Here is a 10,876-nt window from a genome sequence, read left to right as displayed (position 1 = left end):
ACGATCAGAAGCCGCAGATCGCGGTGACCAAGGCGGAGCTGCCCTTGCACCGCCCCGACACGGAAGGACTCGCACATCATGGGATTCCTCGTCTTCCTCATCTTCGGACTCATCGCGGGTGCGCTCGCAAAGCTCATCCTGCCCGGCAAGCAGGGCGGCGGCTGGATCGTCACGCTGCTGCTCGGTGTCGTGGGCGCCATGCTCGGCGGCTGGATCGCCGGCGCCATCTGGCCGGACAACGACATCTACGGCTCGTTCTTCTCGCCGCTCGGCTGGCTCTTCGCGATCGGTGGCGCGCTCGTCGTGCTGCTGATCTGGGGCCTCATCACCAAGAATCGCGGCCGCACGAGCGCCTGACGCTCGCACGCGACACGAAGGGGGCTGCCTGCGGGCGGCCCCCTTCTGCGTCCCGCTGCGCGGCCTTCGGCCGCTACTCGACGGCCGTGCCCGTGAACGCAGCCAGCTCGTCGAGATGGTCCAGGTCCGTCAGGTCGAGCGTCTGGAGGTAGACCCGCTCGACGCCGTCGTCGGCGAGGGCGCCCAGTCGGTCCTCGACCTCGGCGCGCGTGCCGGCGATGCCGTGCTCGCGCAGCTCGGCGGGCTCTCGGCCGATCGCCGCCGCGCGGCGTGCGACCGTCGCCTCGTCCTCGCCGACGCAGGCCACCATCGCCACCGAGCGCACGACCGGCCGCGTGCGCTCCTCGACCTCGATGGCGCGGTCGAGCGCGGCGAACAGGGGGCGGATGCGGTCGAAGGTGGGGAAGGACAGGTTGTGCTCGTCGGCGAACCGAGCGGCGAGCCGCGGGGTGCGCTTCTCGCCGAGGCCGCCGACGATCACCGGCAGCCGATCCTGCGCGGGCTCCGGCAGTGCGGGGGAGTCGACGATCGCATAGTGCTCGCCCTCGAACGAGAAGCGGGCGCCGGCAGGCGTCGCCCACATGCCCGTCACGATCGCGAGCTGCTCCTCCAGCAGGTCGAAGCGGCGCTTCGGGAAGGGGATGCCGTAGGCGGCGTGCTCCTCCGCGAACCAGCCGGTGCCGAGCCCCAGCTCGACCCGGCCGCCCGACATCGCGTCGACGTTCGCGACCTGCACGGCCAGGATCCCGGGCAGGCGGTAGGTGACGGAGGAGACCAGCGTGCCCAGCCGCACCCGCGACGTGTCGCGCGCCAGCCCTGCCAGCGACGTCCACGCATCCGTCGGCCCATAGCCGGGATCGCCGTCGCCCATGCGCAGGTAGTGGTCGGAGCGGAAGAAGCCGTCGAAGCCCAGCTGCTCGGTGCGGAGCGCCACAGCGAGCAGCTCGTCGTAGGAGGCGCCCTGCTGGGGCTCGGTGAAGATGCGGAAGTCCATGTCTGACAGCCTAGGCAACCCCCGCTGACAGCGTCTCGGTGGTCGATCAGCCACAAGGTCGGGCGGCGCGGTCGGCGGAGATGCCAGGATCGGCGCATGGACTACGGCTACATGCTCGGCTACTGGAAGGCCGGCCCGCCCGCGGGCGCGCTCGAGACGGTGCAGGAGGCGGAGCTGCTGGGCTTCGACTCGGTGTGGACCGCCGAGGCGTACGGGTCGGATGCGTTCACGCCGCTGGCATGGTGGGGTTCGTCGACCAGCACGATCAAGCTCGCGACCGGCATCGCGCAGCTCTCGGCACGCACGCCCGCCGCGACCGCGATGGCGGCGATGACGCTCGACCACCTCTCCGGCGGCCGCGTCATCCTGGGCCTGGGCGTCAGCGGACCGCAGGTGGTGGAGGGCTGGTACGGCCAGGCCTTCCCGAAGCCGCTCGCGCGCACGCGCGAGTACGTCGGGATCCTGCGCGACGTGATGGCGCGCGAGGCACCGGTGTCGGCGCCCGGGCCGCAGCTGCCGCTGCCGCGCACCGGCGAGGGCACGACCGGGCTGGGCAAGCCGCTCATGTCGACGCTGCATCCGCTGCGCCAGCACATCCCCATCCACCTCGCGGCAGAGGGGCCCAAGAACACCTCGCTCGCCGCCGAGATCGCCGACGGCTGGCTGCCCTTCCTGTTCTCGCCCGCGAACGACGCGGAGGCGCGGTCGCTGCTCGCCGAGGGCTTCGCCAAGCGCGATCCAGGGCTGCCCGACGCGGAGGCGTTCGAGGTGTCCGTGCCGGTGCCGATCGTCGTCGACCAGGACGTCGAGGCCGCCGCGGACCGGCTGCGCCCGATGATCGCCCTCTACGTCGGCGGGATGGGCGCGAAGGGCGCGAACTTCCACTTCGACGCGGTGGCGCGGCTGGGCTTCGAGGCCGAGTGTCTCGAGATCCAGGAGCACTACCTCGCGGGCCGCAAGGCCGAGGCGATCGCTGCCGTGCCTACGCGGCTCGTCGACGAGATCGGGCTGATCGGGCCGGTGCAGCGCATCCGCGACGGCCTGGCCCGCTGGGAGGAGTCGGTCGTCACGCGCATCCTGGTGCAGGGCGACATCACCGCGGTGCGGGCGGTCGCGCAGCTGCGCTGAGGCAGCGGCGCCGAGCCTGCTGCTCTCAGGCACGGGCGCGGCGAGCCAGGCCACCTCCACCCGGGAGCGAGCCTAGGATCGTCCGGTGCAGATGGACTGGGACAGCTGGGGCGGCGATGTGCTCTCGCCCGAGGCGAAGGCCGCTCGCGCGCCGGTGCCGCCCAAGCGCGTGCCGGCCCAGCGCGAGCTCGTCGTCGAGCGGCACGACGGCTACGTCGGTGCGGTCGTCGGTGTGGAGGCCGGCAACGTGCACCTGGAGGACCGGCGCGGCACGGTGCGCGCCTTCCCGCTCGGCCGCGGCTTCTTCGTCGACGGCGTCGAGATCGAGCTCGTGCCTGCGGCGGCGAAGCAGGCGGGGCCGACGCGCACCGCATCCGGTTCGCGCGCGGTCGAGGGCCTCAAGGCGCGCGTCGCGCTGCCCAGCCGCATCCTGGTGGAGGGCGTGCACGACGCAGAGCTGGTCGAGCAGGTGTGGGGGCACGATCTGCGGGTCGAGGGCGTCGTCGTCGAGCCGCTGCACGGCGCCGACGATCTGGCGGCGATCGTCGCCGAGTTCGCGCCGACCCGCGCGCGGCGCCTCGGCATCCTGCTCGACCACCTGGTGGCGGGCTCGAAGGAGACCCGCATCGCCCAAGCCGTGATGAGCGGGCCGCATGCCGCGCACGTGCGCATCGTCGGGCATCCGTTCATCGACATCTGGCAGTCGGTGAAGCCTGCACGGCTCGGCATCGCGGCGTGGCCGGAGGTGCCGAGGGGCGAGGACTGGAAGCGCGGCACGCTCCGACGCCTGGGCATGCCGCACGGCAGCCAGGAGGATGTCGGGCGCGCGTGGCAGCGCATCCGCTCGCGGGTGCGCGACTGGAACGACCTCGAGCCCGAGCTGCTGGGCCGTGTCGAGGAGCTGATCGACTTCGTGACCGCGCCGCCCGGCTGATCAGGCGAGCGGCTGCACCTCGACGAGCGTCGCGTGCTTCGGGTCGCGGCCGTCGCCGGATGAGCGGCCGGTGATGCGGCGGCCGAGCCAGGGCAGCACGTACTGGCGGTAGTACGCCAGGTTCCGCCTGCCCTCTGCGGTCGTCGCCGCCGCCAGGTCGCGCCAGCCCTCCGGGGCCGCATGCCCGAGGGCGCGCAGCACGTTGCGCGCCACGTGCGCATGGCCAGCGGTGTTGAGGTGCAGCCGGTCGGACGACCAGAAGCGCGGGCTGCGCAGCTCAAGGTCGCCCCAGTTGTCGACGTAGGGCGCGTCGAGGTCGCTGATGCGGCTCTCGACCGCCCGCGCGAGCGCGTCGCCCCGACGCTGCATGACGGCGCCGATCGGCATCACCAGGCTCGGATTGCCGCCAGAGAGGAGGATGGGGCGGATGCCCGCGGCTGCGATGCGGTGCGCGGCCACGGCCAGGCGCTCCCCGACGTGGTCGATCGAGACCCGCGGCCGCAGGATGTCGTTGCCGCCGCCGTTGATGCTGATCGCCTCTGGCTCGAGCGCGATCGCCGCCTCCAGCTGCTCGGAGAGGATGCCGTGCAGCTTGCGCCCGCGGATGGCGAGGTTGGCGTAGCGCACCGGCGTTCCCTGCGCCGTCGCGAGCCCGGCGGCGACGAAGTCTGCCCAGCCGCGCACCGTGCCGTCGGGCAGCTCGTCGCCGACGCCCTCGGTGAAGCTGTCGCCGATGGCGACGAACGATCGGATCTGCGGTGCGGCCTCGGTCTCTTCCACCGCGCCAGCCTACGGCCGCCGTCTGCATGCGTCCGGGCTAGACTGCCTGCAGACACGGGAGTCCGGTGCGCCGGGCTGAGAGGAAGGCCGCAGCCTTCGACCGTCATACCTGATCTGGATCATGCCAGCGCAGGGAGACACGTCACCCGTGCCATCTCACCGAGAGAAAGGCACTTCGAATGACCACCACATCCACCGCGCCGGCGAGGCGCACGAGCAGCTGGCGGGTCGTCGACATCGTCGTCGCCGCAGTCCTCGGCGTCGCCACGGGGCTGCTGTTCGTGCTCTGGAACGGCGTCGGCTACGTCTGGTTCAGCGCCATGGACGCGCTCACCCCCGGCTTCGGCGGCCTCGCCGTCGGCATCTGGCTCATCGGCGGCGTGCTCGGCGGGCTCATCATCCGCAAGCCCGGCGCCGCGCTGTTCGTCGAGCTGCTCGCCTCCCTCGTCTCGATGCTGCTCGGCAGCCAGTGGGTCATCGAGACCGTGTACGCCGGCATCGCGCAGGGCCTCGGCGCCGAGCTCATCTTCCTGCTCTTCGCCTACCGGCGCTTCGGGCTGCCGGTGGCGATGCTCGCCGGCGTGGGTGCGGCCGTCGCGGCCTGGACGCTCGAGCTGTTCACCTCCGGCAACCTCGCCATGAGTGGCGAGTTCCTCATGATCTACCTCGCTTGCCTGATCGTCTCGGGCGCGCTGCTCGCGGGCCTCGTCGGCTGGCTGCTGACGCGGGCACTGGCGGCGACGGGCGTGCTCGACCGCTTCGCGTCGGGACGAGCGCGCGGCAGATGACCGGCTCCCGCATCCGCGCCCGCGGATGGGGCTGGCAGCACGCGGGTCGCGACGCCCCTGCCGTCGCCGGGCTCGATCTCGAGGTCGAGCCCGGCGAGCGGGTGCTGCTGCTCGGCCCCTCGGGAGCGGGCAAGTCGACCCTGCTGGCAGCGCTCGCCGGGGTGCTCGGCGGCGACGACGAGGGCGATGAGACCGGTGAGCTGACGGTCGACGGCGCGCATCCGTCGTCGCTGCGGGGCACGGCCGGCCTGGTGCTGCAGGACCCGCAGGCGAACACGATCATGTCGCGCGTCGGCGACGACGTGGCGTTCGGCTGCGAGAACCTCGCCGTGCCGCGAGACGAGATCTGGAGCCGCGTGCGGCACGCGCTCGAGGCTGTCGCCCTCGACGTCGCGCTCGACCGCTCCACCGCCGCGCTCTCGGGCGGCCAGCGGCAGCGGCTCGCGCTCGCCGGCGTCATCGCGATGCGACCGGGGCTCATCCTGCTCGACGAGCCCACGGCCAACCTCGACCCCGCCGGGGTCGTCGAGGTGCGGGATGCGGTGGCGCGCGTCGCCGCCGAGACCGGCGCGACGCTCGTGGTCGTCGAGCACCGCGTGGAGACCTGGCTGCCGGTGGTCGACCGCGTCGTGGTGCTCGCGGCCGGCGGGGGAGCGGCGGCGGACGGCTCGCCCGCGAGCGTGCTGGGCGCGCACGGTGAGCAGCTCGCGGCCGACGGCGTCTGGGTGCCGGGGCTGCCGGTGGAGGTGGCGCGGGGCACGCGGCACGCGGGGGAGGCGCTGCTCGAGCTCGACGCGGTGCGCTCCGGCCGGGCCGGCGAGGTGGTCCACGAGGCGGTCTCGCTCGAGGTCCGCGCAGGCGAGGCGCTCGTCGTGACCGGGCCGAACGGCGCCGGCAAGTCGACGCTCGCGCTGACGCTCGCGGGGCTGCTGCCGGCGGTCGAGGGCGAGGTGCGGGCGACCGAGCCGCTGCGCGCCCCCGACGTGCGCGAGCCGCGGCCGATCCGCTGGCGCCCGAAGCAGCTCGCGCGTCGCATCGGCACGGTCTTCCAGCAGCCCGAGCATCAGTTCGTCGCCGCGCGGGTGCGAGACGAGATCGCGGCGGGTCTGGTGGCGCTGCAGCAGCCGAAGCACGAGATCGCGCAGCGCGTGGACGGCCTGCTCGCGGCGCTGCGCCTGGAGGCGCTGGCCGACGCCAACCCCTTCACGCTCTCGGGCGGCGAGCAGCGACGGCTCTCGGTCGCGACCGTGCTGGCTCCCGCTCCCAGGGTGATGGTGCTCGACGAGCCCACCTTCGGGCAGGACCGCCGCACCTGGACGGAGCTCGTGCGCCTGATCGCCTCGCTCGTCGACGATCGCGGATGCTCGGTCGTCGCGATCACCCACGACCCCGACGTCGAGCGGGTGCTCGGCGACCGCACGCTGCGGCTCGGCGGTACGGCGGCCGAGCACGGCGGCCTCGCGCCTCGGGCGGAGCGAGCATGACCGCGCTGACACGCACGCCGCGAGGCCTCGACCGGGTGAACCCGGTGACCCCGTTCGTCGCCGCGGTCCTGTACTCGGTGCCGATGCTGCTCACCATCGACCTCGTCTCGGCGGCCATCGCGCTCGGCGCCTGGATCATCGTGTTCGCCAGCGCCGGCATCGGGCCGCGCACCGTGCTGCGCCGATCCTGGCCGCTGCTGCTCGCCGCCCCGCTGTCGGCGGTCAGCATGCTGCTCTACGCAGAGCCGGGCGGGCGCATCCACGCCCAGCTCTGGCTCATCGTCATCAGCGATCAGTCGATCGAGCTGGCGCTCGCGATCGGGCTGCGCGTGCTCGCCATCGGCGTGCCGATCCTGGTGGGGCTCGTCGGCCTCGATCCGACCCGGCTCGCCGACGGCCTCGCGCAGGTGGCGCGCCTGCCGCACCGCTTCGTGCTCGCCGCGCTCGCCGGCGTGCGGCTGTTCGGCGTGCTGGGGGAGGATTGGCGGCAGATCGCGCTGGCCAGGCGCGCCCGCGGGCTGGGCGACACCGGCGCCGTGCGGCGCGCGCTGCAGGCGGCGTTCGCGCTGCTGGTGGTGGCGCTGCGCCGCGGCGGCACCCTCGCGACCGCGATGGAGGCGCGCGGCTTCGGGGACGCCGAGCGCACCTGGGCTCGCCCCTCGAGACTGACCCGGGCGGATGCGGTGCTGCTGCTGGTCACGGCGGTGGTGGTCGCGCTCGCGGTCGGCACGGCGCTCGCGACGGGATCCTTCCGCCCGGTGTGGCAGGGCGCCCTGTGAGCGGCACCACCCCGATCGCGATCGTCGACGGGCGCTCGGGCTCCGGCAAGACCGAGCTCGCCGAGCGGCTCGCGGCCCAGACCGGTGCACGCGTCATCCACATGGACGACCTCTACGCCGGCTGGCACGGGCTCGCCACCGGCTCCCGCCTGCTCGAGCGCGGCATCCTCGCGCCCCTCGCGGCAGGCGAGGTCGCGGTGTGGCGGCGCTGGGACTGGTCGCTCGGCGACTGGGGGCCCGAGGATCGTGCGGAGCCCGGGCAGCCGCTGGTCATCGAGGGCTGCGGCTCGCTGACGATCGAGAGCCGCTTGCACGCCGAGCGCGCCATCTGGCTCGAGGCTCCCGAGGCGGTGCGGCGCGCCCGAGCGCTGCAGCGCGACGGCGACGACTCGTGGTGGATGCTGTGGCGCGCGCAGGAGGACGCCCACATCGCCGCGAACGACCCGGCCTCGCTCGCGGACGAGCGGCGGGCGACGGCGACCTGAGGCCGCGCGCGCTCAGGCCCAGCCCAGCTGGTGCAGCTGCGCGTCGTCGATCCCGTAGAAGTGCGCGATCTCGTGCACGAGCGTCGTGCGCACCTCGCCGCGCAGCTCGTCCAGGGTCTCGCTGGTCTCGATGTGCGGCAGGCGGTACACCATGATGCGGTCGGGCAGCTCGCCGAAGCCGTAGTTGCCGCGGTCGGTGATGGCGACGCCCTCGTAGAGCCCCAGCAGATCCTCGTCGGGATGCGCGTCCTCGACCAGGAAGACGACGTTGTCGAGCCCCTCGACCATCTCGTCCGGCAGCTCGTCGAGCACCTCGGTCACGAGCGCTTCGAAGGCATCCTGGGACATGTCCACGGTCAGCATCCTCTCGCACCGATGCGCCGCCTCCGCCCAAGCAGCAGAAGTTAGGTAACCCTCACCTGCTGATACCCTGGGGGGCATATGAGCCTCCCTGATCGCGCCGCGTCTGTCCGCACACATCGCCCGCCCCGGCCCCAGCACGTGCTGGAGGTGCTGAGCAGCGAGCGCATCGCGCCGAGCCTCGTGCGCGTCCGGCTCGGCGGTGCGGGCATGGCCACCTTCACGCCGAACGCGTGCACCGATGCCTACGTGAAGCTGCTGTTCGTCAAGCCCGAGCTCGGCCTCGAGCCGCCCTACGACCTTGAGGCGCTGCGCGAGATGCTCGCTGCCGACGACCTGCCCGTCACCCGCACGTACACGGTGCGCGAGGTGACGGCCGAGTCCATCGCACTCGACTTCGTCGTCCACGGCGCCGAGGGGCTCGCGGGCCCGTGGGCCGCGAGCGTGCAGCCGGGGGAGCGCATCGCGCTCAACGGCCCCGGCGGCGCCTTCGTGCCCGACGAGACTGCTGACTGGCACCTGTTCGCGGGCGACGAGTCGGCGCTGCCCGCGATCGCTCGCGCCATCGAGGCGCTCGGGGCGGATGCGCGGGGCGTCGCGGTCATCGAGGTGCGGGATGCGTCGGAGGAGATCAGCATCGCGGCACCGGCCGGCGTCGAGGTGCGCTGGCTGCATCGCGGCGAGCCGCGCGCCGAGACCATCGGGCTGCTGGCAGAGACGGTGGCGCAGCTGGCGTGGCCCGAAGGCCGCGTGCAGGCGTTCGTGCACGGTGAGCGCGAGTCGATGAAGGCGATGCGCGACGAGCTCTTCAAGCGCCGCGGCCTGGAGCGCGCGCAGGTCTCGCTCTCTGGCTACTGGGCGCAGGGCCGCACCGAGCAGCGCTTCCAGGCCGAGAAGCGCGAGCCGGTCGGTCAGATCCTGCCGAGCGAGTGAACGACAGAAGCCCCGGTCTGATGACCGGGGCTTCGTGCTGGGTGCCTGGGTAGCACGTTCGGCAACCCCGCCCCCAAGACGAAAACCCTTGTCAACCGCTTAAATCGTGGGGTCTACGAGGTCTCGCGGCGTCCGCAGGATAGCGCCCCGAAGGACGGTCGTGGCCCTGTCGTGAGGACTGTCGAGACGGCTCAAACTTTTCTCACGGCCGTGGAGGTGGATGCTCTGGTCGGCGACTACCTGGCCGGGACAGGCGTCAAGGCGCTCGCCGAGCGGTACGGCGTCCACCGCGCCACGGTGTTCTCGCACCTTCGTCGCCGGAACGTGCCGAGGCGTCGCCCAAGGTTGGGTATCGACGAGAAGGCGGAGGCCGTGCGCCTTGGGCGAGCAGGTGTCTCGATGCGGGCGATCGGGCGGCGGATGGGTGTGGACCGCAAGGTTGTGCGGGCCGCGCTTGTCGAGGCTGGGCTCGTCGTGGACGACGGGTCGAACGCATCTGATCGGTGACACACAAGACGCCGTGTGAGGACCGGGGATCAGGACAGCTCGGGGAACGCTTCGCCCGCGACCACCGCCGGCTGGATCGTTGACGAACTACGTCAACGTCGTCGAAGAAACCGAGTCAGCGTTCGACAACCGACGACACAAGCCCGTTCGCCGGCGCCGCGCTGGTGATCGCGGCCGCGTCGCGGGGGCCGCAGTCGATGGCGGCGGAACTGGCGATGCTGCAGCAGCTCCTCATGTTCGGTCGCACCGTCGTGCAGATGCATCGCGCGGTGCGGGATGCCCGCACCGCCACCGCCCAGCCGCTCCAGCGGTGGGCGGCTCAGGTGCGGACGGGCGGCGAGAAGTCGCTGGACGGTATCGCGACCCACCGCTGTGGCGCCGACCCTCCGGACACGGTGATCGCTCCGATCGGGTTCCCGCCGCACCATTTCGTGCGCTTCCAGCCGGTCCACGATGTCGGACATCGTTGCAAGCGAAACCCCGGAGCTCGGGCGCGAGCGCCTCAGTGCGGGCCGTGCACAGGTGGCGGCAGCACCGTGGACGAGTGTGTGTGTGTGTTCGTCGCAGCTCTTCCTCGCCCGGCGGTCGCGCGGGTAGCGTGGAGTGATGCGAGCTGGTCGGCGGATCCTCCGGGCGGCTGCCGGAATCACGGCGGTCGGCGGGTTCGCTGCGGACTGGAACCGCACCCACCTGTTCAACCCGGCATGGACTCCGCGCGCCAAGTTCCATGACGCGCTGACCATCTCGGTCGGGATGCTGCTCGGTTCCGCATCGCTCTACTATCTCGGCCGACGCGGTGGCTCACCACGAGACAACCGCCGGATCGGGGCCCTTCTGCCGGCGGTCTTCTGGGCGGCCATGGGTCTCAGCTTCCTGTTCCCGGGAGCGAAGGGGCTCGAATCAGAGTTCCCCGAGCTGATACCCAGAGTAAAAGGAGTGTGGATCAACGAGCGGTTCGGGAGCGGGTTCTTCCTCGCGCTGATCGCCGCCGGGTACCTGCTGGACCGCAGCCAGGACCGATCCCACGACGCGCGCTGATCTCCGCGGCGGTGTTCCACCGTCGGATTTCCTGCAGCGGCGGCTTGCTGACGAACTGGTCGCTGTTGAGCGTGTTCAGCACCAACGGTGGTGATCAGCGCGCCGCGGTGCTCGCCGAGCAGAGAGCCGAACGCGCCCGAGAACACGCCCAGCGGGATCAAGGTGGCCAGCAGGCCTGCTCCGTATGCGCGCCGCCGACGTGCTCGTGCGGCCGCGCTATGCGTCGCAGCGCACGGACGTCGTGGCCGGCTACTCGGTCGCGCTGCGGCCGCAGCGGGGGAGTGGTGAGGGGCCGATCTGGTACGGGGG

General features: G+C 72.4%; 14 protein-coding genes and 1 riboswitch. Of the genes, 10 read left to right on the top strand and 4 right to left on the bottom strand.

Going from position 1 to position 10,876, the window contains the following annotated elements; translation table 11 throughout:
* Positions 1-78 precede the first annotated feature (78 nt).
* Positions 79-357, top strand: coding sequence for a GlsB/YeaQ/YmgE family stress response membrane protein (locus J1M46_RS05860; RefSeq protein WP_092918768.1), 279 nt, complete (start codon positions 79-81; stop codon positions 355-357).
* Between the two features lie 73 nt (positions 358-430).
* Here the strand turns inward: J1M46_RS05860 and J1M46_RS05855 are convergent, their stop codons facing one another.
* Positions 431-1,351, bottom strand: a complete 921-nt coding sequence (locus tag J1M46_RS05855; RefSeq protein WP_206446968.1) for a TIGR03560 family F420-dependent LLM class oxidoreductase — start codon at positions 1,349-1,351, stop codon at positions 431-433.
* A gap of 96 nt (positions 1,352-1,447) precedes the next feature.
* On the opposite strand from J1M46_RS05855, the gene J1M46_RS05850 reads away from it, so the two are divergent.
* Together J1M46_RS05850 and J1M46_RS05845 are read left to right on the top strand one after the other, a co-directional pair.
* Positions 1,448-2,479, top strand: a complete 1,032-nt coding sequence (locus J1M46_RS05850) for an LLM class F420-dependent oxidoreductase (protein WP_206446967.1) — start codon at positions 1,448-1,450, stop codon at positions 2,477-2,479.
* A gap of 91 nt (positions 2,480-2,570) precedes the next feature.
* Positions 2,571-3,413, top strand: a complete 843-nt coding sequence (locus J1M46_RS05845) for a DUF3097 domain-containing protein (RefSeq protein ID WP_206448603.1) — start codon at positions 2,571-2,573, stop codon at positions 3,411-3,413.
* Here the strand turns inward: J1M46_RS05845 and J1M46_RS05840 are convergent, their stop codons facing one another.
* Positions 3,414-4,193: a GDSL-type esterase/lipase family protein gene (locus J1M46_RS05840; RefSeq protein WP_206446966.1), complete on the bottom strand. Its 780-nt coding sequence runs from the start codon at positions 4,191-4,193 to the stop codon at positions 3,414-3,416.
* Between the two features lie 44 nt (positions 4,194-4,237).
* Positions 4,238-4,346: riboswitch (TPP riboswitch) on the top strand.
* A gap of 26 nt (positions 4,347-4,372) precedes the next feature.
* Between J1M46_RS05840 and J1M46_RS05835 the strand changes: the two genes are divergently transcribed.
* Genes J1M46_RS05835 through J1M46_RS05820 form a run of 4 tightly spaced genes read left to right on the top strand, consistent with a single transcriptional unit; the run spans position 4,373 to position 7,729 of the window.
* A complete protein-coding gene (locus J1M46_RS05835; protein WP_206446965.1) occupies positions 4,373-4,981 on the top strand; it encodes an ECF transporter S component in 609 nt (202 codons plus the stop codon).
* Complete coding sequence (locus J1M46_RS05830) at positions 4,978-6,465, top strand: ABC transporter ATP-binding protein (RefSeq protein ID WP_206446964.1); 1,488 nt, start codon at positions 4,978-4,980, stop codon at positions 6,463-6,465. Before J1M46_RS05835 ends, J1M46_RS05830 begins: the two co-directional genes overlap by 4 nt.
* The gene (locus J1M46_RS05825) at positions 6,462-7,244 is read left to right on the top strand and encodes an energy-coupling factor transporter transmembrane component T family protein (protein ID WP_206446963.1); all 783 of its coding nucleotides are present in this window, start codon (positions 6,462-6,464) and stop codon (positions 7,242-7,244) included. The genes J1M46_RS05830 and J1M46_RS05825 overlap by 4 nt, the downstream gene beginning before the upstream one ends.
* On the top strand, positions 7,241-7,729 hold the full coding sequence (locus J1M46_RS05820) for a hypothetical protein (protein WP_206446962.1): 489 nt from the start codon (positions 7,241-7,243) through the stop codon (positions 7,727-7,729). Before J1M46_RS05825 ends, J1M46_RS05820 begins: the two co-directional genes overlap by 4 nt.
* A gap of 12 nt (positions 7,730-7,741) precedes the next feature.
* Here the strand turns inward: J1M46_RS05820 and J1M46_RS05815 are convergent, their stop codons facing one another.
* Complete coding sequence (locus J1M46_RS05815; protein ID WP_206446961.1) at positions 7,742-8,092, bottom strand: metallopeptidase family protein; 351 nt, start codon at positions 8,090-8,092, stop codon at positions 7,742-7,744.
* A 78-nt stretch (positions 8,093-8,170) separates the two neighbouring features.
* Here J1M46_RS05815 and J1M46_RS05810 point away from each other — a divergent pair, with 78 nt between their 5' ends.
* Positions 8,171-9,022 (top strand): siderophore-interacting protein, encoded by an 852-nt coding sequence (locus J1M46_RS05810; RefSeq protein WP_206446960.1) that lies wholly within the window; start codon positions 8,171-8,173, stop codon positions 9,020-9,022.
* A 210-nt stretch (positions 9,023-9,232) separates the two neighbouring features.
* Positions 9,233-9,529, top strand: coding sequence for a hypothetical protein (locus J1M46_RS05805; RefSeq protein ID WP_241249034.1), 297 nt, complete (start codon positions 9,233-9,235; stop codon positions 9,527-9,529).
* A 92-nt stretch (positions 9,530-9,621) separates the two neighbouring features.
* Here J1M46_RS05805 and J1M46_RS15595 read toward each other — a convergent pair whose 3' ends face one another.
* Complete coding sequence (locus J1M46_RS15595; protein ID WP_342384291.1) at positions 9,622-10,179, bottom strand: MarR family transcriptional regulator; 558 nt, start codon at positions 10,177-10,179, stop codon at positions 9,622-9,624.
* Here J1M46_RS15595 and J1M46_RS05795 point away from each other — a divergent pair.
* Positions 10,136-10,567, top strand: coding sequence for a DUF6640 family protein (locus J1M46_RS05795; protein ID WP_206446958.1), 432 nt, complete (start codon positions 10,136-10,138; stop codon positions 10,565-10,567). The genes J1M46_RS15595 and J1M46_RS05795 overlap by 44 nt on opposite strands.
* The last annotated feature ends 309 nt before the right edge of the window (positions 10,568-10,876 follow it).

It is taken from the genome of Agrococcus sp. KRD186 (genome assembly GCF_017168255.1).
Lineage (GTDB): Bacteria > Actinomycetota > Actinomycetes > Actinomycetales > Microbacteriaceae > Agrococcus.
The sequence above is the reverse complement of the archived record's forward strand: the minus strand, read 5'-3'. Positions and strand labels throughout refer to the sequence as shown.

Coding starts and splice junctions, on each gene's coding strand:
- J1M46_RS05860 (WP_092918768.1), top strand. CDS start 79: ATGGGATTCCTCGTCTTCCTCATCTTCGGACTCATCGCGGGTGCGCTC.
- J1M46_RS05855 (WP_206446968.1), bottom strand. CDS start 1,351: ATGGACTTCCGCATCTTCACCGAGCCCCAGCAGGGCGCCTCCTACGAC.
- J1M46_RS05850 (WP_206446967.1), top strand. CDS start 1,448: ATGGACTACGGCTACATGCTCGGCTACTGGAAGGCCGGCCCGCCCGCG.
- J1M46_RS05845 (WP_206448603.1), top strand. CDS start 2,571: ATGGACTGGGACAGCTGGGGCGGCGATGTGCTCTCGCCCGAGGCGAAG.
- J1M46_RS05835 (WP_206446965.1), top strand. CDS start 4,373: ATGACCACCACATCCACCGCGCCGGCGAGGCGCACGAGCAGCTGGCGG.
- J1M46_RS05830 (WP_206446964.1), top strand. CDS start 4,978: ATGACCGGCTCCCGCATCCGCGCCCGCGGATGGGGCTGGCAGCACGCG.
- J1M46_RS05825 (WP_206446963.1), top strand. CDS start 6,462: ATGACCGCGCTGACACGCACGCCGCGAGGCCTCGACCGGGTGAACCCG.
- J1M46_RS05815 (WP_206446961.1), bottom strand. CDS start 8,092: ATGCTGACCGTGGACATGTCCCAGGATGCCTTCGAAGCGCTCGTGACC.
- J1M46_RS05810 (WP_206446960.1), top strand. CDS start 8,171: ATGAGCCTCCCTGATCGCGCCGCGTCTGTCCGCACACATCGCCCGCCC.
- J1M46_RS05795 (WP_206446958.1), top strand. CDS start 10,136: ATGCGAGCTGGTCGGCGGATCCTCCGGGCGGCTGCCGGAATCACGGCG.